At 72.3% G+C, this 23,994-nt stretch carries 20 protein-coding genes; 11 read left to right on the forward strand and 9 right to left on the reverse strand.

Going from position 1 to position 23,994, the window contains the following annotated elements; all coding sequences use genetic code 11:
* Position 1 precedes the first annotated feature (1 nt).
* The 7 genes from ACFWP3_RS28670 to ACFWP3_RS28700 form a co-directional block, all read right to left on the reverse strand.
* Positions 2-1,969, reverse strand: coding sequence for a DUF5107 domain-containing protein (locus ACFWP3_RS28670; protein ID WP_384226606.1), 1,968 nt, complete (start codon positions 1,967-1,969; stop codon positions 2-4).
* Positions 1,970-2,047: 78 nt separating this feature from the next.
* The gene (locus ACFWP3_RS28675) at positions 2,048-2,947 is read right to left on the reverse strand and encodes an arginase family protein (protein WP_384226608.1); all 900 of its coding nucleotides are present in this window, start codon (positions 2,945-2,947) and stop codon (positions 2,048-2,050) included.
* Between the two features lie 25 nt (positions 2,948-2,972).
* Entirely contained in the window at positions 2,973-3,530 is a 558-nt protein-coding gene (locus tag ACFWP3_RS28680) for a GNAT family N-acetyltransferase (protein WP_384226610.1), read from the reverse strand.
* A gap of 68 nt (positions 3,531-3,598) precedes the next feature.
* Positions 3,599-5,605 carry a prolyl oligopeptidase family serine peptidase gene (locus ACFWP3_RS28685; protein WP_384226613.1) on the reverse strand — a complete coding sequence of 669 codons (2,007 nt, stop codon included), beginning with the start codon at positions 5,603-5,605 and terminating at the stop codon, positions 3,599-3,601.
* A gap of 10 nt (positions 5,606-5,615) precedes the next feature.
* The gene (locus ACFWP3_RS28690) at positions 5,616-6,989 is read right to left on the reverse strand and encodes a M20/M25/M40 family metallo-hydrolase (protein ID WP_384226615.1); all 1,374 of its coding nucleotides are present in this window, start codon (positions 6,987-6,989) and stop codon (positions 5,616-5,618) included.
* A 1-nt stretch (position 6,990) separates the two neighbouring features.
* Complete coding sequence (locus tag ACFWP3_RS28695; protein ID WP_384226617.1) at positions 6,991-7,824, reverse strand: M55 family metallopeptidase; 834 nt, start codon at positions 7,822-7,824, stop codon at positions 6,991-6,993.
* Positions 7,825-7,969: 145 nt separating this feature from the next.
* Positions 7,970-8,413, reverse strand: coding sequence for an SRPBCC family protein (locus ACFWP3_RS28700; protein ID WP_384226619.1), 444 nt, complete (start codon positions 8,411-8,413; stop codon positions 7,970-7,972).
* Between the two features lie 170 nt (positions 8,414-8,583).
* Here ACFWP3_RS28700 and ACFWP3_RS28705 point away from each other — a divergent pair, with 170 nt between their 5' ends.
* Together ACFWP3_RS28705 and ACFWP3_RS28710 are read left to right on the forward strand one after the other, a co-directional pair.
* Complete coding sequence (locus tag ACFWP3_RS28705) at positions 8,584-9,606, forward strand: Rv2578c family radical SAM protein (RefSeq protein ID WP_384226621.1); 1,023 nt, start codon at positions 8,584-8,586, stop codon at positions 9,604-9,606.
* A gap of 111 nt (positions 9,607-9,717) precedes the next feature.
* Entirely contained in the window at positions 9,718-11,307 is a 1,590-nt protein-coding gene (locus ACFWP3_RS28710; RefSeq protein WP_384226624.1) for an alpha/beta hydrolase, read from the forward strand.
* A 3-nt stretch (positions 11,308-11,310) separates the two neighbouring features.
* Here ACFWP3_RS28710 and ACFWP3_RS28715 read toward each other — a convergent pair whose 3' ends face one another.
* Both ACFWP3_RS28715 and ACFWP3_RS28720 read right to left on the reverse strand, forming a co-directional pair.
* Positions 11,311-11,745: a RidA family protein gene (locus ACFWP3_RS28715; protein ID WP_384226626.1), complete on the reverse strand. Its 435-nt coding sequence runs from the start codon at positions 11,743-11,745 to the stop codon at positions 11,311-11,313.
* A 12-nt stretch (positions 11,746-11,757) separates the two neighbouring features.
* Complete coding sequence (locus tag ACFWP3_RS28720; RefSeq protein WP_384226629.1) at positions 11,758-12,318, reverse strand: adenylosuccinate lyase; 561 nt, start codon at positions 12,316-12,318, stop codon at positions 11,758-11,760.
* 405 nt (positions 12,319-12,723) lie between these two features.
* Here ACFWP3_RS28720 and ACFWP3_RS28725 point away from each other — a divergent pair, with 405 nt between their 5' ends.
* From ACFWP3_RS28725 to pssA, 9 genes are all read left to right on the forward strand, one after another.
* Positions 12,724-14,520, forward strand: a complete 1,797-nt coding sequence (locus ACFWP3_RS28725; protein ID WP_384226632.1) for a 3-hydroxyacyl-CoA dehydrogenase family protein — start codon at positions 12,724-12,726, stop codon at positions 14,518-14,520.
* Between the two features lie 190 nt (positions 14,521-14,710).
* Entirely contained in the window at positions 14,711-15,526 is an 816-nt protein-coding gene (locus ACFWP3_RS28730) for a TetR family transcriptional regulator (RefSeq protein ID WP_384226634.1), read from the forward strand.
* 410 nt (positions 15,527-15,936) lie between these two features.
* A complete protein-coding gene (gene ccrA, locus ACFWP3_RS28735; protein WP_384226636.1) occupies positions 15,937-17,274 on the forward strand; it encodes a crotonyl-CoA carboxylase/reductase in 1,338 nt (445 codons plus the stop codon).
* Positions 17,275-17,296: 22 nt separating this feature from the next.
* Positions 17,297-19,366 carry a protein meaA gene (locus tag ACFWP3_RS28740; RefSeq protein ID WP_384226638.1) on the forward strand — a complete coding sequence of 690 codons (2,070 nt, stop codon included), beginning with the start codon at positions 17,297-17,299 and terminating at the stop codon, positions 19,364-19,366.
* A complete protein-coding gene (locus ACFWP3_RS28745; protein ID WP_384226641.1) occupies positions 19,363-20,394 on the forward strand; it encodes an HpcH/HpaI aldolase/citrate lyase family protein in 1,032 nt (343 codons plus the stop codon). The genes ACFWP3_RS28740 and ACFWP3_RS28745 overlap by 4 nt, the downstream gene beginning before the upstream one ends.
* 4 nt (positions 20,395-20,398) lie before the next feature.
* On the forward strand, positions 20,399-20,911 hold the full coding sequence (locus ACFWP3_RS28750) for a MaoC family dehydratase (RefSeq protein WP_326587072.1): 513 nt from the start codon (positions 20,399-20,401) through the stop codon (positions 20,909-20,911).
* A gap of 2 nt (positions 20,912-20,913) precedes the next feature.
* Complete coding sequence (locus ACFWP3_RS28755) at positions 20,914-22,119, forward strand: acyl-CoA dehydrogenase family protein (protein WP_267720682.1); 1,206 nt, start codon at positions 20,914-20,916, stop codon at positions 22,117-22,119.
* A gap of 186 nt (positions 22,120-22,305) precedes the next feature.
* Positions 22,306-22,962: a phosphatidylserine decarboxylase gene (locus ACFWP3_RS28760; RefSeq protein WP_069922629.1), complete on the forward strand. Its 657-nt coding sequence runs from the start codon at positions 22,306-22,308 to the stop codon at positions 22,960-22,962.
* A 64-nt stretch (positions 22,963-23,026) separates the two neighbouring features.
* Entirely contained in the window at positions 23,027-23,809 is a 783-nt protein-coding gene (gene pssA, locus ACFWP3_RS28765; protein ID WP_384226646.1) for a CDP-diacylglycerol--serine O-phosphatidyltransferase, read from the forward strand.
* Positions 23,810-23,994: the final 185 nt, after the last annotated feature.

A 23,994-nucleotide genomic window follows, 5' to 3' on the forward strand; every position in this document is an offset into this window, starting at 1 on the left:
ATCAGTGCGACGGGCGCATGCGGAAGTCGTAGCGGGGCGGGAGCGGGCGGCCGGTGAACGCCGACCAGGCCTCGCCGAGCGTTTCCTCCCCCTCCCGCAGGTCCGGGATCTCGAAGCCGTCCTCGAAGACGCGCCGGGCGGCCGCCACATGGCCCTCGGCCGCCAAGAGCCGGGCGGCGAGGAGCCGGAAGCGGCCCCGCTCGCGCAGGGCGGGCCGCAGCCGGTCCCAGACCCGGCGCGTCTCGGGCAGGCGGCCGGCGGCCAGCAGGGCCGCCATCGCCTCCTGCCCGAGCGCGGACTCCGCGGCCGTCCACGACGCGCCGCCGCGGCTCTCCGCGACCAGGTCGTCGAAGGCCGCCGCGTACCCGTCGGCCGCCCTGGCCAGGTCACCGGCCAGGGCGTCCGCGAGCGCGAGGCAGCGCAGCAGCGGCCACCGCGAGGGGGCCGGCGCCAGGCCGCGCTCCCAGCTCCGTACGGCCTGGGCCACGTCCCCGGCGTGCCACTGGGCCACACCCAGGTGGTATTCGGTCAGCGGTTCCGCCGGGGCCGTCTCCAGCATGTCCCGCCAGTGCGCGGCGACCAGGCTCGGCCCCGGCGGCGCCACCCGGCGCGGGGGCGGGAAGACCCCCGTGCGCCACAGGTCCAGCCAGGGCTCCTGGGCCTCGCCGAGCAGGGACTCCTCGAAGGGGGTGCCCGGCAGCTTGAAGCCGCCGCACAGCACCTCCAGCGCGCCCCAGCCGGAGCCGGCGGCCAGCCGCTCCCCCGGCTCGGTGTCGGCGCGGCCGCGCCAGGCCTCGTACGCCGCGTCCACCCGCTCCCGGGGCAGTACGGCGTCCAGCGCGTCCTGCGCGGCGCCGCGGGCCGCCGCCCAGTCGGGGCCGTGCACGGCCGCGGCGTCCGCGGCCAGCGGCCCGTACGCCTCCAGCCAGCTGAACTCCGCCCCGCCCTCGAGCCGTACGTGCTCCAGCTGGGTGCGGGCCAGCCCGGCCTGGATCTCCGCGTAGCCTCCCGTGCCCGGTTCGGTCAGCCACTCCTGCCAGCGGCGGCCGCCGCCGCCCGCGCCCCAGACGAACAGCTTGCGCCCGCGCAGCCGTGCGGTGGAGGTCTGCACCAGCCCGTGCCCGTCGGCTCCGAGGGAGGCGATCCAGAGCCGGGCCCCGTCCGGGACCTCGTAGAAGAAATCGGCCGGGTACTCGCTGCGCAGCGGGTACGTGCGGTCCGCGGCCTCCCACTGCGGTACGGGGATGCGGCGCAGCGAGCGCTCGTAGCCGAAGTGCCAGGCCTCGTCGGCGGGGGCGAGGACGCGGGTGCCCGCGTCCTCGGGGACGGCGATGTTGGACCACCAGTAGACGGGGGCGGGCCGCTCGTGCGGGTTGCGCACGCGGACGCCGACGTAGAGGAACTCCGAGTCCCCGGGCAGCCAGAGGTCCACCTGGAAGGGCAGGTCGCGCAGCCGCTCCCACTCCCACAGCCGGACCATCACCCCGCCGTCCGGGGCCGGGACGAGCGCGGCGTGCAGCGGGGCGCAGGAGAGGGTGGTGTGGCCGGTGGCTCCGGTGTTCCACTCGATGCCGCCGGAGAACCAGGCGCCGTTGAGGGCGAAGTTGGCGGGCTGGAACACCGGGTTGCGGTAGAGCAGTTCGCGGCCGGTGGGCAGGTGCACGAGGGAGTGGACGCGCCCGCCGAGCCCCGGGAGCACGGTGACCCGCAGGTGTTCGTTCTCGATGACGACCGAGTCGAACTCCCGCTCCGACCGCTCCCGTCCGTAGCCGTCCGCGATCCGGACCGGCAGCAGCGAGCGCAGCGGCTCGTAGCCGATCTGCCGCGCCATGTCGCGCGGCAGCCCGGCGCGCGACCTCTCGTCCAGTGTGTGGACCCCGTCGGGCGCGCGCAGGGCGGGCAGCGGGTTCTCGGGCCCCAACGGGGCTGCGGGAAGGGTCAGTACGGCGCGTCTGACGATGGTGGCCATGGGGAAATGGAACACGCAGCGGGGGCCGCTGCACAGGGGTTCCGCAGATCACCGCCGGTCAGGATTGGGCAAAGGCCGTTATGCGAAGGCGCCCGCGACAAGGTCGGCGAGCAGGGCGCCCGCCCGGCCGTCCGGGTCCAGGTCCGGGTCGTAGATGGTGACGTTGATCCCGACGCAGCGCGGAGAGCTCACCAACACGCCCAGGAGTTCGGCGAGTTCGTCGGGGAGCAGGCCGCCGGGGTCCGGGCTGTCCACGGCCGGCATGACACCCGGGTCCAGTACGTCGGCGTCCAGGTGCACCCAGAAACCGGCGGTGGCCGGCGGGTGCAGTCCGTCCAGCGCCGCCCTGGCCGCCGGTCCGGCGCCGTGCTCGCGGATCTCCCCGACGGTCGCCACGCGGATCCCGGCCGCGCGCAGTTCGGCGAGGTCGGCGTCGCCGTCCCGGATCCCGAAGAGCCGTACGTCCTCGTCCCGCAGGTACGGGGAGCGGCCCTCCAGGTCGGCGAGGCCGGCCTGCCCGCGTCCGGTCGCGAGGGCGAGCTCCTCCCCGCCGGCGGCGCCGACCGGCCCGTTCACGTCCTCGTTGCCGGGGTGGCGGAAGTCGGCGGAGCCGTCGATGGCGGCCAGTCCGTACCGGCCCAGGCGGCGCATGGCCAGCGAGGCGCCGAGCTGGATCGAGCAGTCCCCGCCGAGGACCACGGGGAACTCCCCGGCCCTCAGGTGCCGTTCGATCCGGTCGGCGAGGGCGACGGTGTACGCGGCGAGGGCGTCGGCGTGGAACACGCCGTCGCCCTCCTTCCAGTCTCCCCGGTCGTAGCGCGGCGGGACCACCACCCCGCCCTCGCGCGCGCCGAGCCGGGCCAGCAGGCCCTGATCCCGCAGTGCTCCGGCGAGCTTGTAGACGCCGGGCACGGCGCCGGGCGCGGGCGGGCGCAGGCCCAGGTTGGACGGGGCATCGAGCAGCACGAGGGATCGCATGGCCCCATCCTGGCCGACGGAGCGCTCACGGGCGGGGCATTTCGGCGGTGACGGCCCAGCGCTCGTGGTCGCGCCAGGCTCCGTCGACGTGCAGGAAGTCCGGGGAGAGCCCCTCCAGGCGGAAGCCCGCGCCGCGGACCAGGGCGATCGAGGCGGTGTTGCCCGGCTGGATGTTGGCCTCCAGCCGGTGCAGGCCGAGGCCGCCGTCTTCGGCCGGGGCGAAGGCGTGCGCGAGGACCAGGCGCAGGGCCTCGCGGAAGAGTCCCCGGCCGGCGGCGTGCGCGAAGGCCCCGTAGCCGAGGGCTCCGCAGCGGAAGGCGCCCAGCACGATGTTGTTGATGTTGACGAAGCCGGCGAGGGCCCCGGTGCCGAGCTCGCACACGAGGAACCCGGCGCGGCCCTCGCCCTCCGTCAGCCGGGTCGCGTACGGCTCGTACTCCTCGATGGTCACGGGCGGGAACAGCCAGGGGTGGTGAAGCTCCCGGCTCTCGTGCGCGCGTGCGGTGAACTCCGGTCCGTCGGCGAGCCGGAAGGGCCGCAGGCCCACCAGGGCGCCCTCCCGCAGGTACGTGGAAAAGGTCATCCGCCCAGGTTAGGAGGTGCGCCGGGATCCGCGGTGAAGGAGGGCTCCGCGTGCCCGGACACGGCCGCCTAGAGTTCCAGCCGCAGCTCCAGCCGGGGCACGTCGGTGCGGTCGATTCCGAACACCTGCGCGTACAGCGAGAGTTCGGCCTCCAGGGCGCGGATCATCGTGTCCGCCCGGCGGAAGCCGTGCCCCTCGCCCTCGAAGGCCAGGTACGCGTGCGGCACCGGCCGCCCCCGCAGGGCGGCGAGCAGGCGCTCCGCCTGGGCGGGCGGACAGACCGGGTCCGCCAGCCCCTGGAGCAGTACGAACGGGGCGGTGATCCGGTCGGCGCGGGCCACCGGCGAGCGCTCGCGACAGCGGACGGCGAGGGTCTGCGCGGGTCCGGCCAGGCCCTCGACGTAGCGGGACTCCAGGTCGTGGGTCTCCTCGGCGAAGCGGAGCAGGTCCAGGACCGGGTAGATGATCGCCGCGCAGGCGTACACGTCGGTGGCGGCCAGCGAGGCGGCCGCGGTCCAGCCGCCCGCGCTCGCGCCGCGGATGGCAAGCCGGTCGGGGTCGGCGGTGCCCTCGGCGGCCAGCGCCCGCGCCACCGCCGCGCAGTCCTCCACGTCCACGACGCCCCACTGCTCCCGCAGCCGCTCCCGGTAGGCGCGGCCGTAGCCGGTGGAGCCTCCGTAGTTCACCTCGACCACGCCGATGCCGCGGGAGGTGAAGTAGGCGATGTGCAGGTCGAGTACGGGCGGCACGTGGTCGGTGGGGCCGCCGTGCGCCCACACCACGTACGGGGGCAGTTCGTCGGCGGCGGCGCGGCAGGCCGGGTGGTGCGGCGGGTAGACGTGCGCGTGGATCTCCCGGTTGTCGGGGCCGGGGAAGGTCCGGCTCTGCGGCTCCGGGTAGTAGGCGGGGTCCACCGGGTCCACCCCGTGCGCGCCGACCACCCGGGCGTGCCCGGTGGCCGTGTCCAGTTCCACGACCTCGTACGCGCTGCGCGGGCTGGCGGCGACCCCGTACACGCGGGTGCCGCTCACGGCGAGGGTCGGCTGCCAGGCCGTCCACGGTCCGGCGGCGTCCACCAGGTCCCCGCTCTCCGGGTCGAGGACCCCGAGCACGCAGGCGCCCTGGCCGTGCAGGACGGCGACCAGGCCTTCGGGCAGCGGGGCGAGCCAGCGCAGCCCGGGCTTCCACAGCGGGCCGCCGAACTCCTCTTCCCTGGGGCACAGGTTGACCGCCTCGCCCGTCGCCGGGTCCACCCGGTACGGGTTCCACCAGCCGCTGCGGTCGCTGACCGCGAGGAGGCTTCCGCCGGCCGTCCACTCGGCCTGGGCGACGGCCTCGGCGGGGCCGCCCAGGACGGTGCGGATCCGCTCGAAGCGGCCGTCCCCGGTGATCTCGGCCAGGAGCAGCTCGGTGCCGTCCCAGGGCATCCGCGGGTGGTCCCACACCAGCCAGGCCGCGTGCCGCCCGTCCGGGGAGAGCCGCGGTCCGGTGCTGAACCGGTGCCGGCCGTCGGTCAGTTCCCGTACGGCGGCCCGGTCCTCGGCCGCCGACCCGTCGAGCGGGACGGCGGCGGTCACCCGGCGGACGTCGGTGGGGGCGGGCCCGGTGAACTCCTCGAGCACGCACCAGACTTCGGAGCCGCGCAGCACCGGGTCGGCCCAGCGCAGCCCGCCGCCGACCTCGGAGACGGGGGTCAGGGGCCGCGGCCGCGCGGCCCCGCCGGGGGCGTCCGGTTCGTAGGCGTAGAGCCGCTGGTCGGCGAAGTGGGCGAAGACCACCAGCGGTCCGCCTTCGGCCCGTTCGGCTCCCGTCCAGGGCAGGCCGCCGTACTCGGTGACGCGGCTGCGCACGTCCCAGGGCGCGGGCAGCTCGGTGGCGCCCCCGCCGCCGGGGCCGCCGCCGGCGGGGCGCCGCACCAGGGCCCGCCGGCCGCCTTCGCGCGGCCGGGGTTCGGTCCACCACACCTCGGTGCCGACCGTGCCCACGTACTCGGGGCGCCCGTCGAGCGAGGCGGCGAGTTCGGCGGTGACGGGCGAGGGCCAGCTGCCGTAGGGCCGGGTCCGGGCCGCGGTCACGGGGTGCCCCTCACAGCGTCCGCAGCGCGTGGTCGAGGACGCGGACGCCGAAGTGCAGGGCGTCGACGGGGACCCGCTCGTCCACGCCGTGGAACAGGGACCAGTAGTCGAAGCCGGGCGGCAGCTTCAGGGGGGAGAAGCCGTAGCCGGTGATGCCGAGGCGGGAGAACTGCTTGGCGTCGGTGCCGCCCGCCATGCAGAAGGGCACCACGTGCCCCTCCGGGTCGAACCGCTCGACGGACTCGCGCAGGATCCCGTAGGTCCGTCCGTCCACGGGGGCTTCGAGCGCGACCTCGCGGTGGTGGAACCGCCACCGCACGTCGGGGCCGGTGAGCGCGTCCAGGGTGGCGATGAACTCGGCTTCGCCGCCCGGCAGCATCCGGCCGTCCACGAAGCCGGTGGCCTGGCCGGGGATCACGTTGAGCTTGTAACCGGCGCTGAGCATGGTCGGGTTGGCGCTGTTGCGCACGGTCGCGTCGACCAGGGCGGCGGCCGGGCCGAGGCTGCCGAGGACGCCGTCGAGGTCGAAGCCGGGGGCCCTCGGGTCCACCGACAGGCCCTGGAGGGCGGCGAGTTCGGTGATGCAGGCGACGACGGTGTCGGTGAGGCGGACCGGCCACTCGTACGCGCCGATCCGGGCGACGGCGGCGGCGAGCCGGGTCACGGCATTGGCCCTGTTGGGCTTGGAGCCGTGCCCCGCGACGCCGTGCGCGGTCAGCTCCAGCCACGCGGTGCCGCGTTCACCGGCGGCGATCGGGTACAGGGCCTGCCCGTTGCCGGGGTGCACGGTGAAGGCGCCGGATTCGCCGATGCCCTCGGTGCAGCCCTCGAAGAGGTGCGGGTGGTGGTCGGCGAGGAAGCCGGCGCCGTCGACCGCGCTGTCCTCCTCGTCGGCGGTGAAGGCGACCACGATGTCCCGGCGCGGCTGCACGCCGGCCCGCGCCCAGGCCCGTACGACGGCCAGCACCATCGCGTCCATGTTCTTCATGTCGACGGCGCCGCGGCCCCAGACCACGCCGTCGCAGACCTCGCCCGAGAAGGGGTCGACGCTCCATTCGGCGGCTTCGGCCGGTACCACGTCGAGGTGGCCGTGGACCAGGAGCGCCTCGGCGGACGGGTCCGAACCGGCGATCCGGGCCACCACGTTGGTGCGGCCCGGGGTGCGCTCCAGCAGGGCCGGTTCCAGTCCGGCCGCGGCGAGCCGCTCGGCGACGTACTCGGCGGCAGGGCGCTCGCGGCAGTCCCCGCCGCCCCGGTTGGCGGTGTCGATCCTGATGAGGCCGGAGGTGAACTCGACCGCCTCGTCGAGGGCGGCCTGGTCCACGGCGTCGGCCGGGGCACGGTCCTGCGCCTGGGCCGGGACGTCGGCGGTGACTACGGGCATGTCAGCCATACTGCTCCTCCACGGCCGCGGAGACGACCGTCGTGACCGCCTTGAAGGCGCGGATCCCCTCGTACATCGTCTCGCTGCTGTACGCGACCCTGCGTTCGCCGCACCGCTCGACGCCCGGGACCACCGCGGCCGTCAGGGCCAGGTGCTCGGCGTCGAACTCCACTTCCACGGTGTGGGGGCCGCCGGACACGGGCTCGTGCCGGACCGCCAGGGCGGTGGCCTCCTTGGCCGCCGCGCGGATGTCGGCGGCGGTGCGGGCGGGGGTCCGGCACACGGCGGCGTAGCGCGAGACGTGGTCCTTCACGGCGACGGTCACCGCGTCCGGGGCGTATCCGGCGGCGTCGGCGCAGGTCAGGTCGTCGCCGGTGACCAGGATGACCGGTACTCCGTACTCGGCGACGACGTGCGCGTTGAGCAGGCCCTCGCTGGCCCGGGTCCCGTTGAGCCAGACGCCGGTGATGGAGTTGGCGAGGTAGGTGTGGGCGAGGACCCCTTCGGAGCCGGCTCCGGTGTGGTAGCCGACGAAGGCGATCCCGTCGACGTCACCGTGCTGGACGCCCTCGACCATGGAGAGCGACTTGTGGCGGCCGGTGAGCAGTTCGGCCCGCGCGTCGAGCTTCTCCAGGAGCAGATTGCGCATGGTCGAGTGGGCCTCGTTGACGATGACCTGCTCGGCGCCGCCGTCGTAGAAGCCGAGCACGGCCGCGTTCACGTCGGAGGTGAACAGGCCCCGGCAGCGCTCCCACTGGGAGGCCCCGGGCACCACGTCCTCGGGCCAGGTGACGCCGGTGGCGCCCTCCATGTCGGCGGAGATGAGGATCTTCATCGGGCCCCCGGGGTCGGTTGCGGAGACCCAGCCTAGCTCTCGGACCCCGCCCCGGCCCGGGGGCCACGCCCGGGTTCCGGCGGCTCACCGGGGCCGGGAAGTCCACCCGATCCGGTGAGCCTCCCGGCGGCGCGGGGGTGCGGGATCAGGCCTCGACCTCGGCGGCCAGCTTGGCCAGCAGGGTGTCGTAGATGCGGCCGAGGCCCTTGGGGGCGAAGGTGCGCTCGAAGAAGCCGCCGATGCCGCCGGCGCCGTCCCAGACGGTGGTGACCACGGCCTTGGACTTGCCCTCGCCGGCCGGGGTGACCACCCAGGTGGTCACCATGGAGGAGTTGCGGTCCTTCTCGACGAGCTGGCCGTCGTTGGGCTCGCTGACCTCCAGCAGGCAGTCGCGCACGCGCTTGCTGGTGGCCTGGAGCTTCCAGTGCACCAGGGTCCCCTCGCCGTCGCCGCCCTCGCGCACCTCGTACTCGCTGAAGTGCTCGGGCAGCAGCTTCTCGCGGGTCCCGGTGTAGTCCGCCAGCGCGTCGAACACGGTCTCCGCGTCGGCCGCGATGATCCGCTCCGTGGTGGCCTCGACCTGCGCCATAGCTGTTCCTCCAGCAGTTGTGATCGCTCGTCACGCCGAAGCCAACCACCTCCGGGGCGGTCGCCCAAATCCGGTGCCGGGAAGGGCCTCTCCGCCCTCCCCCGGGGCACCTCCCGCACGATCATGGGAACGTTTGTTCTATTCTCGGTGGCGACACCGAGGAGGCGCCCATGCGCTGGGAGAATCTGACCGGGGGCCCGGGCGGCCCCGCCGCGCTCTTCGGGGCCGACGCCGTCGTGACGCGCACCGTCGACACCCCCGAATTCCGCGGAATCACCTTCCACGAGGTCCGGGCCCGCTCGATCGTCAACCGGGTGCCGGGGGCCTCGCGCATGCCGTTCGAATGGACGGTCAACCCGTACCGCGGGTGCAGCCACGCCTGCGTGTACTGCTTCGCCCGCAAGACGCACGGCTATCTGGACCTCGACACGGGGCTCGGCTTCGACTCGCAGATCGTCGTCAAGACCAACGCCCCCGAGCTGCTGCGCCGCGAGCTCGGCTCGCGCCGCTGGACCGGCGCGCACATCGCCATGGGGACGAACGTCGACTGCTACCAGCGCGCCGAGGGCCGCTACCGGCTGATGCCCGGCATCATCGAGGCGCTGCGCGACCGCGCGAACCCCTTCTCGATCCTGACCAAGGGCACGCTGATCCTGCGCGACCTGCCCCTCCTGCGGGAGGCCGCCGCGGTCACCGAGGTCGGGATCTCCGTCTCCGTCGGCTTCACGGACACCGGCCTGTGGCGCACCGTCGAGCCCGGGACGCCCTCCCCCGCCGCCCGGCTGAACACCGTACGGACGCTGACCGACGCCGGGATCGAGTGCGGGGTGCTGATGGCCCCGGTCATCCCCTTCCTCGGCGACGCGCCGGAGCAGCTGCGGGACACCGTCCGCGCCATCGCCGCGTCCGGGGCCACCTCGGTGACACCCCTGGTACTCCATCTGCGGCCCGGGGCGCGCGAGTGGTTCACGGCCTGGCTGGGCGAGCACCACCCGCACCTGGTGGAGCGGTACGAACGGATGTACGCGGGCGGCTCGTACGCGCCCACCTGGTACCAGCGGCAGATCACCCGCCAAGTGCACGAGCTGGCGGCGGAATTCGGCATCGGCCCGAACGGGCCCGGTCCGGCCCGCCGGACCGCCGTCCCCGAGCGGCCGGTGCCCGCCGGTCCCGCGCAGCTCACCCTCCTCTGACGCCCGTCACCCCCGAGGGGTCATCACATCGGGCCAATGGGCGGCCCAATCCCGCTTTCCGGGCATGGTTTCCGGGACGATTCCGCCCAGAACCCTCGGCTGGGAGGCCCCATGCTCCACCCCTTGAAGAAGCGCGCCGCTGTCCTGCTGTCGATCTCCACCGTCGCCGCCGTCGCCTCCGTCCTCGCGAGCCCGGTCTCGGCCGCTCCGGCCGCTCCGGCCGCCCCGGCCGCCGCCGCGCCGCAGCAGGCCGCGCTGCGCTGGACGAACTGCGCGACGCCCCGCTACCCGACGCTCCAGTGCGCCTCCCTCAAGGTCCCCCTCGACCACGCAGCGCCCGCCGGCCGCCAGATCTCCCTCGCCCTGACCCGGGTCCCGCACACCGCCGCCACCTCCTCGGGCCCGCTGCTGGTCAACCCCGGCGGCCCGGGCGGCAGCGGGCGCGCCCTGGCGGGCTTCGTCGCGTCCGCCCTGCCCAAGGACGTGGCCTCCCGGTACGACGTGATCGGCTTCGACCCGCGGGGCGTCGGCAAGAGCGAGCCGGCCCTCGACTGCGCGTCGGGCCACTTCACCCCGGTCCGGCCCGACTCCGTACCGCTCGACGCGGCGACCGAGCGGGCCAACCTGGAGCGGGTGCGGTCCTTCGCCGAGTCCTGCCACACCCGGCACGCGGACGTGCTGCCGCACATCGGCACCGTCTCCGCCGCCCGCGACATCGAGGTGCTGCGCACGGCCCTCGGCGCGGAGCGGATCAGCTACTTCGGCTACTCGTACGGGACCTACCTGGGCGCGGTGTACGCCAAGCTCCACCCGCAGCGGGTGCACCGGCTCGTCCTGGACTCCGTGGTCGACCCGGGCGGCGTCTGGTACGAGGACAACCTCGCGCAGGACCGGGCCTTCGACGCCCGGCACAAGGCCTTCCTGGCCTGGGTCGCGCAGCACGACGACACCTACGGGCTCGGCACCGGCGCGGCCGGGGTCGAGCAGCGCTGGTACGCGATGCGCGACGAGCTGCGCCGGACGGCCGCGGGCGGCAAGGTGGGCCCCTCCGAGCTGGAGGACACCTACATGCCGGGCGGCTACTTCAACGGCTACTGGCCCAGCCTCGCCGAGGCCTTCGCGGCGTACTCCGTGAAGAAGGACCCGAAGCCGCTCGTGGCGGCGTACGAGCGGTTCGGCGCGGTGGAGCCGTCCGCGGGCAACGGCTACAGCGTCTACACCGCCGTGCAGTGCCGGGACTCGGCCTGGCCGAAGGACTGGAACCAGTGGCGCGCGGACATGTGGCGCACGCACGCCGAGGCGCCCTTCATGACCTGGAACAACGCCTGGTACAACGCCCCGTGCGCGTTCTGGCCCACGGAGCCGCTCCAGGCCCCGGACGTGACCAACGCCGACCTGCCGCCCGCCCTCCTGCTCCAGGCGACGGAGGACGCGGCGACCCCGTTCCGGGGAGCGCTCAGCATGCGGGACAAGCTCAAGGGCGCGGCCCTGGTCGTCGAGGAGGGCGGCGGCAACCACGGGATCGCGCTGAGCGGCAACAAGTGCCTGGACGACAAGGTCGCGGCCTACCTGCGGACGGGGCAGGCGGCGGACGCCGTCTGCCCCGCCCAGGGGGCCCCGAAGCCGACCACGGCGACCCGCGCGGTCCCGGCGTCGGCGGGCGGCGCGGCCCTGCACGGGCTGCTCGGCTTCCGGGGCTGACGCTCAGCCCTCCGGCAGTGCCGGCGGGACCGGCAGCACCGCGAAGGCCTCCACCTCCAGCAGCAGTTCCGGCCGGAACAGGGCGGCGACCTGGACGGCCGAGGACGCGGGCAGCCGGTCGGCGGGGATGACGGCGTCGCGCGCCTCCCGTACCGCGGGGAGGTGGGCGACGTCCGTGACGAAGTAGGTCAGCTTCACCACGTCGTCGAAGGTGGCCCCGGCCGCCGCCAGGCAGCGCCGCAGGTTCTCGAAGACCCGGCGGGCCTGGGCGGCGGGGTCGCCCTCGCCGACGACCTCGCCCTTCTCGTCGAGGGCGCACTGCCCGGAGACGGCGATGAACCGCCCGGTGCCCATGACGACATGGGCGTAGCCGGAGGCGGGGGCGATGCCCTCGGGTGCGGGTATGCGGGTGAGGTGGCCGGTCTGGTGATCGTTCATGGGCCGATCCTGTCAGCCGAGCGCCCGCAGCGCGGCCGTGGCCGCCACCGCGAGGCGGGGGTGCGCCTGGGCGCGGGTCAGCAGCTCGCGGGCGCGGGGGTCGCCGAGGGCGCCGAGGCCCTCCACGCAGGCCAGCGCCACCCGCCAGTACGGGTCGTGCGGGGAGAGCAGCCGGGACAGGGTCGTCATCAGGGCGGGGGCCGACTCCGGGGCCCGCAGGGCGGTCAGCAGCCGGACGGGCTGGAGGGCGTAGGCCGTGCGCAGGCCGTTGGTGGCGAGGGCGGCCGCCGCGCGGGCGGTGCGCGGGTCGCCGAGTACGGCCAGCGCCTCGGCGGCGGCCGCGCAGCGCGGCGGGTCCCGGTGGTTGAGCAGCAGCACGAGGGCCTCGAAGGCGCGGCGGTCCCCCGCCAGACCCAGCCGGTACGCGGCCAGCTCGCGGGCCCACAGGGGCAGCCCGGCCGTGGTCAGGGCGGCCGCCAGCGCGTCGGGGCCGGCCGCGAGCAGCACCTCGTACCGCGGCTGCTCCGGGGAACCGGTGGCTTCCGCCCGCAGGCGTTCCAGCACGTCGTTCACGCGGCCACCCTAGGGGGCCGGGGCCGCCGCCACGGGCTGTTCTCGGCGATTGATGATCGATGATCGATGATCGGTACATTTGGGCGGTACAGGTCACATCTCCGCGCTCTGGCGCGCCAGTTACCGGCGGGTTACTGTCGCTTCAACACGTACGGGGGCGGCCTGGTGACGCAGCCGCCCCGTGCCGGTCGGTTCAGCACAACACCACGGCGTGGCCCCGGGACAGGGTGCCGCCGCTTTCGCCCTCCGGGCTCCCGCTCCTGCCGGGTTCCCGCCCGCGGGCTCCTCACCCACGGCATTGCCCGCCGTCATCCCCGCGGCCTCCCGCGCGCGGGGACCCGGCATCCGCGCGCGCTGTGCGGCGCGCGCCCCTCAGTCGTCACCCTCTTCCACTGGAGTCCCTCGATGGACCGTCAGTCCAGTCACCCCACCCTCCAGACCATCGCCGTCGTCGGCCTCGGCACGATGGGCACCGGCATCGCCGAGGTCCTCGCCCGCGCCGGCCGCGAGGTCATCGGCATCGACGTCAGCGAGACCGCCGCCCGCCGGGCCGAGGCAGCGCTCGCGGCGGCCACCGCGCGCTCCGTCACCCGGGAGCGCCTCACCGAGCAGGAGCGGGCGGACGTGCTCGCCCGCTTCCGCACCTTCACCGACCTGGGCGCGGCCACCGAGGCCGATCTCGTCATCGAGGTCGTGCCGGAGTCGTACGAGCTCAAGCAGCAGGTCTTCCGCGAGCTCGACGCGATCGTCCGGCCCGACACGATCCTGGCCACCGGTACCAACGCCCTGTCGGTGACCCGGCTCGCCGCCGAGTCCCAGCGCCCCGAGCGGGTACTGGGCCTGCACTTCTTCAACCCGGCCCCGGCGATGAAGCTGGTCGAGGTCGTCTCCTGCGTGCTGACGGCCCCGCCGGCCGTCGAGGCGGTCACCGCCCTGGCCCGCGAGCTGGGCAAGGAGCCGGTCGCGGTCGGCGACCGGCCCGGTTTCGTCGCCGACGGCCTGCTCTTCGGCTACCTCAACCAGGCCGCCGCCATGTACGAGGCGAAGTACGCCTCCCGCGAGGACATCGACGCGGCGATGCGGCTCGGCTGCGGTCTGCCCATGGGGCCGCTGGCGCTGCTCGACCTGATCGGCGTGGACACCGCGCGCACCGTCCTGGAGGCCATGTACACCTCCTCCGGCGACCGGCTGCACGCCCCGGCCCCGATCCTGGGCCAGCTCGCGGAGGCGGGCCTGACCGGGCAGAAGGCCGGGCGCGGCTTCTACACGTACGAGGGTCCGGGCAGCTCGGCGGTGGTCCGCGACGGGCAGACCCCGCCGGAGGAGTCCCGGGCGGGCGCGGGGCGTCCGGTCGCCTCGGTCGGCGTGGCCGGCTCGGGCACCATGGCGAGCGGGATCGCGCAGGTCTTCGCGCAGTCCGGGTTCGACGTGGTGCTGGCCGCCCGCAGCCAGGAGAAGGCGGACGCGGCAAAGGCCTCTACGGCCAAGTCCTTGGGCCGTGCGGTGTCCAAGGGCCGGCTGACCGAGGAGGCCGCCGAGCGGACCCTGGGCCGGATCACCACGGCCGGTTCGCTGGACGCCTTCGCCGAGGTGGACCTGGCCGTGGAGGCCGTGGCCGAGGACCTCGCCGTCAAGCAGGAGCTGTTCGCGGCGCTGGACAAGGTCTGCAAGCCGGGCGCAGTGCTGGCGACGACCACCTCCTCGCTGCCGGTGATCGCGGTGGCCCGCGTGACCTCGCGCCCGCAGGACGTGATCGGCATGCACTTCTTCAACCCGGCCCCGGCGATGAAGCTGGTCGAGGTGGTCCGTACGGTCCTGACGGCCGACGACGTGCACGCCACGGTCCGCGACATCTGCGTCAAGGTGCGCAAGCACCCGGTGGACTGCGGGGACCGGGCCGGCTTCATCGTGAACGCCCTGCTGTTCCCGTACCTCAACAACGCGATCAAGATGGTCGAGCAGCACTACGCGAGCCTCGACCAGATCGACGCGGCGATGAAGCTCGGCGGCGGGTACCCGATGGGGCCCTTCGAGCTCCTCGACGTGGTCGGCCTCGATGTCTCGCTGGCCATCGAGAAGGTCCTCCACAAGGAGTTCCGCGACCCGGGCCTGGCCCCGTCCCCGCTGCTCGAGCACCTGGTGGCGGCGGGCTGCCTGGGCCGGAAGACCGGCCGCGGATTCCGTGAGTACGCCCGCCGGTAACCACAGGCCGGGCCACGAGCCGGATGCGTGGGGAGGGCTCCTCGGGCCCACCGGACCCTCACGGTGGGCGAACCCTCCCGACGAGCACTGTGTGCCCAGTGCCGGCCCTCCCCCGCATCCTCCCCCGCATCCACCCCCGTCCCACCCCCCTCGGGCGCGCTCAGGTGCGCAGATGAAGTACGTTCGCTCTATGTCCCAGCCCGCCAAGACCTCGTCCCGCGCCGCCGCGGCCTCCGACGCACAGGAGAGCACCGCCGGCACCAAGGCGGCCGCGCAGCGGCTCAAGATGCGCCGCGAGCTGGCCACGGCCGCGATGGAGCTGTTCGCGACCAAGGGGTACGAGGCGACGACGGTCGACGAGATCGCCGCGACCGCCGGGGTGGCCCGCCGCACCTTCTTCCGGCACTTCCGGTCCAAGGAAGAGGCGATCTTCCCGGACCACGACGACACCCTGACCCGCGCCGAGGCCGTCCTCGACGCGGCCCCGGCCCACGAGCACCCGCTCGACACGGTGTGCCGGGGGATCAAGGAAGTCATGAAGATGTACGCCGCCTCGCCCGCGGTGTCGGTGGAGCGCTACCGGCTGACCCGCGAGGTGCCGGCGCTGCGGGAGCGGGAGATCGCCTCGGTGGCCCGCTACGAGCGGCTGTTCACCCGCTACCTGCTCGCGCACTTCGACGAGCAGGACCACCACGACGGCAACGACGACCCGCTGCTGGCCGAGGTGGCCGCCTCCGCCGTCGTGACCGCCCACAACCACGTGCTGCGGCGCTGGCTGCGGGCGGGCGGCCAGGGCGACGTGGAGGCGCAGCTGGACCACGCCTTCGGGATCGTGCGCAAGACCTTCGGCACGGGGATCGGCGCCGGCCGCTCCCTGACCACCGCGGCGCCGCCCGCGCCGGCCGCCGTCCGCACGCAGGGCGAGGTGCTGGTGGCGGTGGCCCGGACCGACGCCCCGCTGGACGAGGTCATGCGGACCATCGAGGAAGCACTGCGCACCGCGTAACCCGAGAGCAGCACGTGCGCCAGCGCCGCGCGCGATCCTCGTCACACAGGGCCGCCCCCGTTTCGGGGGCGGCCCTCTGCGTATGTCCGGCTTGCCCCTACTCGCGGGTAACTCTGATCGATCATCGCTCATCCGTGCAGGTCAATCGGCAAATGAGAGAAAGTTTTGGCACGCGGTGCCTTGCCGGGTGACACGGGGTGCCATACGTTGAATCTCGTCCGGATGTCCCCGCGGCCCACGCCCACTCGGCACGGAACGCGCCCCGGATGCCTGCGTCACCAGGCACCGCACGCCGCACCACAGGCGTCGCCAGCACCACCGCACCAGCCGGACCGACGGCACACCCGCACCCGCTCCACGCATCCCCTTACCTCAGCGCACCCTCATCAGCGCTAGCCGGAGGCTCTACCGTGAAGGACATCCTGGACGCGATCCAGTCGCAGGCCGCTACGGCCGCCGACTTCGCGGCCCTGCCGCTCCCCGACTCGTACCGCGCGATCACCGTGCACAAGGACGAGGCGGAGATGTTCGCCGGGCTCACCACCCGCGAGAAGGACCCGCGCAAGTCCCTGCACCTCGACCAGGTCCCGGTGCCGGAACTCGGCCCGGGCGAGGCCCTGGTGGCCGTCATGGCCTCCTCGGTCAACTACAACTCCGTGTGGACCTCGATCTTCGAGCCGGTGTCCACCTTCAGCTTCCTGGAGCGCTACGGGCGCCTGTCGGAGCTGACCAAGCGGCACGACCTCCCGTACCACGTCATCGGCTCCGACCTCGCGGGCGTCGTGCTGCGCACCGGCCCCGGCGTCAACGCCTGGAAGCCGGGCGACGAGGTCGTCGCGCACTGCCTGTCGGTCGAGCTGGAGTCCTCGGACGGCCACAACGACACGATGCTCGACCCCGAGCAGCGCATCTGGGGCTTCGAGACCAACTTCGGCGGCCTGGCGGAGATCGCGCTGGTCAAGTCGAACCAGCTGATGCCCAAGCCCGGCCACCTCAGCTGGGAGGAGGCCGCCTCCCCCGGCCTGGTCAACTCCACCGCCTACCGCCAGCTGGTCTCCCGCAACGGCGCCGGCATGAAGCAGGGCGACAACGTCCTGATCTGGGGCGCCAGCGGCGGCCTCGGCTCCTACGCCACCCAGTTCGCGCTGGCCGGCGGCGCCAACCCGATCTGCGTGGTCTCCAGCCCCGAGAAGGCCGACATCTGCCGGGCCATGGGCGCGACCGCGGTCATCGACCGCAACGCCGAGGGCTACAAGTTCTGGAAGGACGAGCACACCCAGGACCCGAAGGAGTGGAAGCGCTTCGGCAAGCGCATCCGCGAGCTGACCGGCGGCGAGGACATCGACATCGTCTTCGAGCACCCCGGCCGCGAGACCTTCGGCGCCTCGGTCTACGTCACCCGCAAGGGCGGCACGATCACCACCTGCGCCTCGACCTCCGGCTACATGCACGAGTACGACAACCGCTACCTGTGGATGTCCCTGAAGCGGATCATCGGCTCGCACTTCGCGAACTACCGCGAGGCGTGGGAGGCCAACCGCCTCATCGCCAAGGGCAAGATCCACCCCACCCTCTCGAAGGTGTACTCCCTCGAGGAGACCGGCCAGGCCGCGTACGACGTCCACCGCAACCTGCACCAGGGCAAGGTCGGCGTCCTGGCGCTGGCGCCCGAGGAGGGGCTCGGCGTCCGCGACCACGAGCTGCGCGCCCGGCACATCGACTCCATCAACCGGTTCCGCAACATCTGAAGTCCGCAGAGGATCGCCTGAGATGACAGAGCGCCAGAAGGACAGGCCGTGGCTCATGCGGACGTACGCCGGCCACTCCACGGCCGAGGCGTCCAACGAGCTGTACCGCCGCAACCTCGCCAAGGGCCAGACCGGCCTGTCGGTCGCCTTCGACCTGCCGACGCAGACCGGCTACGACCCCGACCACATCCTCGCCCGCGGCGAGGTGGGCCGGGTCGGGGTCCCGGTCTCCCATCTGGGCGACATGCGGCGGCTGTTCCAGGACATACCCCTGGAGCAGATGAACACCTCGATGACGATCAACGCCACCGCCATGTGGCTGCTGGCGCTCTACCAGGTGGCCGCCGAGGAGCAGGGGGCCGACGTCTCCAAGCTCCAGGGCACCACCCAGAACGACATCGTCAAGGAGTACCTCTCGCGCGGGACGCACGTCTTCCCGCCCGGGCCCTCGCTCCGCCTGACGACGGACATGATCGCGTACACGGTCAACCACATCCCGAAGTGGAACCCGATCAACATCTGCAGCTACCACCTGCAGGAGGCGGGAGCCACCCCGGTCCAGGAGATCTCGTACGCGATGTCCACCGCGATCGCGGTGCTGGACTCGGTGCGCGACTCGGGCCAGGTGCCCGAGGAGCGCTTCGGCGAGGTGGTCGCCCGTATCTCGTTCTTCGTGAACGCGGGCGTCCGCTTCATCGAGGAGATGTGCAAGATGCGCGCCTTCGGCCGCATCTGGGACCAGGTCACCCGTGAGCGCTACGGCATCGAGAACGAGAAGCAGCGCCGCTTCCGCTACGGGGTCCAGGTCAACTCCCTGGGCCTCACGGAGGCGCAGCCGGAGAACAACGTCCAGCGGATCGTGCTCGAGATGCTGGCCGTCACCCTCTCCAAGGACGCCCGCGCCCGCGCGGTGCAGCTGCCCGCCTGGAACGAGGCGCTGGGCCTGCCCCGGCCCTGGGACCAGCAGTGGTCGCTGCGCATCCAGCAGGTCCTCGCCCACGAGAGCGACCTCCTGGAGTACGAGGACATCTTCGCCGGATCCCACGTCATCGAGGCCAAAGTCGACTCCCTGGTCGCCGACTGCCTTGCCGAGATCGACCGGATCCAGGAGATGGGCGGCGCCATGGCGGCCGTCGAGTCCGGGTACCTGAAGGGCGAGCTGGTCTCCTCGCACGCCGAGCGGCGGGCGCGGATCGAGGCCGGCGACGACAAGATCGTCGGCGTGAACTGCTTCCAGCAGACCGAGGAGAACCCGCTCACGGCCGACCTGGACGGCGCGATCATGACGGTCGACCCGGCCACAGAGGCGCTGACCGTGGAGCGCATCGGCCGCTGGCGCGCCGAGCGCGAGGAGTCCTCGGAGCGGCAGGGGAACGGCGACCCGTTCGTCTTCCCCACCACCCGGCAGGCCCTGGAACGCCTCAAGGAGGCCGCGGCAGGCACCGAGAACCTGATGGAGGCCACCCTGGAGTGCGCCCGGGCGGGTGTCACCACCGGCGAGTGGGCGAGCGCCCTGCGCGAGGTGTTCGGCGAGTTCCGCGCCCCGACCGGGGTCTCCTCGGCCCCGGTGGCGGTCACCGCCGAGCCCGGCACGCCGATGCACGAGGTCCGCGAGAAGGTGACCCGTACGGCCGAGGAGCTGGGCAGCGGGCGGCTGCGCCTGCTGGTCGGCAAGCCCGGCCTCGACGGGCACTCCAACGGAGCCGAGCAGATCGCCGTCCGGGCCCGCGACGCCGGCTTCGAGGTGGTCTACCAGGGCATCCGGCTGACGCCGGAGGAGATCTCCTCCGCGGCGCTGGCCGAGGACGTGCACTGCGTGGGACTGTCCATCCTGTCCGGCTCCCACAGCGCCCTGGTCCCGGACGTCCTGGAGCGGCTGCGCGCGGCGGGGGCGGGCGACATCCCCGTCATCGTCGGAGGCATCATTCCGAACGCGGATGCCGTGACGCTCAAGGCGGCCGGCGTGGCCGCCGTGTTCACGCCGAAGGACTTCGGCATCACGGAGATCATCGGACGTATCGTCGACGAGATCCGCAAAGCCAACAAACTCGCCCCTCTCGAAATCCTTGCAAGCACGGAGGTCCCCGCATGACCACGCCAGCCCACCCGTCGCCCGCCGCCACCCTGCCTGACCTCCGCTCCGCGTCGGGCACCCCCGGCCCTGTGGTCAACCGTCTTCGCCCGCGCCGCTCCTGCCTCGCGGTGCCGGGTTCGAACCCGCGCTTCCTGGAGAAGGCCCAGGGCCTGCCGGCCGACCAGGTGTTCCTGGACCTGGAGGACGCCTGCGCGCCGCTGGCCAAGCCCGAGGCCCGGCACACCATCGTGAAGTTCCTCAACGAGGGTGACTGGACCGGCAAGACCCGGGTCGTGCGCGTCAACGACTGGACCACCCAGTGGACGTACCGGGACGTGGTCACCGTCGTCGAGGGCGCGGGCCAGAACCTCGACTGCATCATGCTGCCGAAGGTGCAGACCGCCGACCAGGTCGTCGCGCTGGACCTGCTGCTCACGCAGATCGAGAAGACCATGGGCTTCGAGATCGGCAAGATCGGCATCGAGGCCCAGATCGAGAACGCCCAGGGCCTGAACAACGTCAACGCCATCGCCCAGGCCTCGCCGCGCATCGAGACCATCATCTTCGGCCCGGCCGACTTCATGGCCTCCATCAACATGAAGTCCCTGGTCGTCGGCGAGCAGCCGCCCGGCTACCCGGCGGACGCCTACCACTACATCCTGATGAAGATCCTGATGGCGGCCCGCGCCAACAACCTCCAGGCGATCGACGGCCCCTACCTCCAGATCAAGAACGTGGACGGGTTCCGCGCCGTCGCCGGCCGCGCCGCGGCCCTCGGCTTCGACGGCAAGTGGGTGCTGCACCCGGGCCAGGTCGACGCGGCCAACGAGGTCTTCTCCCCCTCCCAGGAGGACTACGACCACGCCGAGCTGATCCTCGACGCGTACGACTGGTGCACCTCGGAGGCCGGCGGCAAGAAGGGCTCCGCGATGCTCGGCGACGAGATGATCGACGAGGCCAGCCGCAAGATGGCCCTGGTCATCGCGGGCAAGGGGCGCGCCGCGGGCATGCAGCGCACCGGCAAGTTCGAGATCCCGGAGGCGTAGGACCATGCAGTTCGGACGCACGTACGAAGAGTTCGAGATCGGTGCGGTCTACAAGCACTGGCCCGGGAAGACGGTCACGGAGTACGACGACCACCTCTTCTGTCTGCTGACCATGAACCACCACCCGCTCCACATGGACAGCAATTACGCCGAGAACACCACCGACTTCGGCAAGAACGTGGTCGTGGGCAACTACATCTACTCGCTGCTGCTCGGCATGTCGGTGCCGGACGTCTCCGGCAAGGCCATCGCCAACCTGGAGATCGAGTCCCTGCGGCACGTGGCGCCGACCTTCCACGGCGACACGATCTACGGCGAGACCACGGTCCTCGACAAGACTCCGTCGAAGTCGAAGAACGACCGAGGCATCGTCTACGTCGAGACCAAGGGCTACAAGCAGGACGGCACCCTCGTCTGCGTCTTCCGGCGCAAGGTGATGGTCCCGACCGAGACGTACATCAAGGAGCGCGGCGGCGAGCAGCCCGGCCGCCCCCAGCTGAAGACCCAGGAGAAGTAGCCATGGCCCGACTCGCCCAGACCGCCGGGCTGACCGACGTCCAGCGGGAGATCCTCAAGACCGTCCGGGAGTTCGTCGACAAGGAGATCATCCCGGTCGCGACCCAGCTGGAGCACCGCGACGAGTACCCGCAGGACATCGTCGACGGCCTCAAGGAGCTCGGCCTCTTCGGCCTGATGATCCCGGAGGAGTACGGCGGCCTGGGTGAGTCGCTGCTCACCTACGCGCTGTGCGTCGAGGAGATAGCGCGGGGCTGGATGTCCGTCTCGGGCATCATCAACACGCACTTCATCGTGGCGTACATGCTCAAGCAGCACGGCACGCAGGAGCAGAAGGACCACTTCCTCCCGCGCATGGCGCTGGGCGAGGTGCGCGGCGCGTTCTCGATGTCCGAGCCGGCGCTGGGCTCCGATGTGTCGGCCATCACGTCCAAGGCGGTCAAGGACGGCGACGAGTACGTCCTGAACGGCCAGAAGATGTGGCTGACGAACGGCGGCACCTCCACGCTGGTGGCGGTCCTCGTGCGAAGTGACGAAGGACACCCTGAGGGCACGGCGCCCCACAAGTCGATGACGACCTTCCTCGTCGAGAAGGAGCCGGGCTTCGGTGAGGTCCGGCCGGGCCTGACCATCCCCGGCAAGATCGACAAGATGGGCTACAAGGGCGTCGACACGACCGAGCTCATCATGGACGGACTGCGCATTCCGGCCAATCGGGTCCTCGGGGGCCAGACCGGCCGAGGGTTTTACCAAATGATGGACGGAGTCGAGGTCGGCCGCGTCAACGTGGCGGCCCGTGGCTGCGGCGTCGCTCAGCGTGCTTTCGAACTGGGTGTCTCTTATGCCCAGCAACGTCACACTTTCGGCAAGGCGATCGCCGAACACCAGGCCATTCAGTTCAAGCTGGCCGAGATGGCTACCAAGGTCGAAGCCGCCCATGCGATGATGGTGAATGCAGCACGCAAAAAGGACTCCGGGGAACGAAACGACCTCGAAGCAGGGATGGCGAAGTACCTCGCCTCCGAGTACTGCAAGGAGGTGGTGGAGGACGCCTTCCGTATCCATGGCGGCTACGGGTTCTCCAAGGAGTACGAGATCGAGCGCCTCTACCGGGAGGCTCCGATGCTGCTCATCGGTGAGGGTACCGCCGAGATCCAGAAAATGATCATCGGGCGACGCCTGCTCGAGGAGTACCGACTCCAGGGCTGAAAGTCCCTTTTGCGGCGGATCATCCACCGATTCGCCGCGAAAGAGTCACTAGCAGTCACTGGCTGATGGACATCGACTCGGCTTCTGGCTTGCCCAGTTGTTGCGTGCAACCGATAGCATTCCAGTAAAGCCGCCGTCCCGTCCCCCCGTTTGCGGCGCGGCAATCACCCGCTACGAAGGTCATCCATGCCCCACAGCCAAACCTCTGCACCTCGCGACAGCCTCCGTGGCGTACGCCTCGCGCGCGGAGCATCGCCGTGGCTTCTGCCGACCCTCGCCACCGCGGCGCTCAGCCTGACCCGGGCTCGCAAGTCCGGGCGCTGGGCCGCGGCGGCCGTGCCCACCACCGCGCTCGCGGCGGGCATGCTGTGGTTCTTCCGCGACCCCGAGCGCGAGATCGCCCAGGGCCGTGTCATCTCCCCCGCCGACGGTGTGGTGCAGAGCATCATGCCGTGGAAGGACGGACGGACCCGGGTCGCGATCTTCATGAGCCCGCTGAACGTCCACGTCAACCGCGCGCCCCTGGCGGGCACGGTGACGTCCGTGGAGCACATCCCCGGCGGATTCGTCCCGGCGTTCAACAAGGAGAGCGAGAACAACGAGCGCGTTGTCTGGCACTTCGACACCGAGCTCGGTGACATCGAGATGGTGCAGATCGCCGGTGCAGTCGCCCGGCGCATCGTTCCGTACCTGCCGGCCGGAACCAAGGTCGAGCAGGGCGAACGGATCGGTCTGATCCGCTTCGGCTCCCGCGTCGACATCTACCTCCCCGAGGGCGTCGAGGTCGCGGTCGAGGTCGGTCAGGCCACCACCGCGGGGGTGACACGAATTGACCGTGACTGACCCTGAGACTCCGGCAGCCGGCTGGGTGCCCGAGTCCGCCGAGGAGGAGTCCGCCGAGGACGACATGCCGCTCTCGCTGCGGCTGTCGATAGCGGACACCCTCACGCTCGGCAACGCGACGTGCGGATTCATGGCGGTGTACTTCACCACCACCGGAATCCTCATCCCGCACCTCACCGGCAGCGGCGAGTCGGGCATGGCCCGCAACAGCGCCGCGACGGCAGTGATACTGATGCTGCTCGCCGCGGTCTTCGACCTCTTCGACGGCATCGTGGCCCGCAAGCTGCGCAGCTCGCCGATGGGCGCCGAGCTGGACAACCTGTCCGACCTGATCAGCTTCGGCCTGGCTCCCGCGTACTTCGTCCTCGTCTACGGCATGGTCGCCGACGACGCGGTGCAGAAGATGTCGGCGCTGGCCGCGATCGTGGTCCTGCTGGCCGTGGTGCTCAGACTCGCGAGATTCAGCTGCGTGACCATGAAGGACGGCATGTTCCAGGGCATGCCGAGCCCCTTCGGCGCGCTCACGGTCGTCTCGATCGTGCTGCTGGAGCTGCCGTTCGTCCCGACGCTGCTCGCGATCATCGGTGTGGCCTGGCTGATGGTGAGCCGGGTCGAGTACCCCAAGCCGCGGGGTGTCCTCGCGGTGGCGATGCTCTGCTGGATCATCAGCGCGATGGGGCTGCTGGCGGCCTGGGCGTTCGACGCCCCGGGCGGCCTGCTGCTGCTCCAGACCGGCTGCGCGCTGCAGATCGCGATGGCGGCGACGATTCCGCTGTTCGCGACGACCCGGCGGGCGAACACCTTCCGGCACAACCGTCGCGAGGCCCGAGCCACTACGCTGCGCTGAGCTTGACGTGAGAGGGCCCCGGATGCCACTAGGCATCCGGGGCCCTCTTCGTGTGTGCGGCACCAGCGGCTCCGGGCTGCGCCCGGACATTCTGGGGGGGCGGCCCCCACCCCCCCCCCCCCACCCCCCACCGGGGGGGGGTGGGGGCGGGCCGCGCCGGGTATTGGCCAGCGGGGCGAAAAAAA

The sequence above is a fragment of the Streptomyces sp. NPDC058525 genome (assembly GCF_042719495.1).
In the GTDB taxonomy this organism is placed as follows: Bacteria; Actinomycetota; Actinomycetes; order Streptomycetales; family Streptomycetaceae; genus Streptomyces.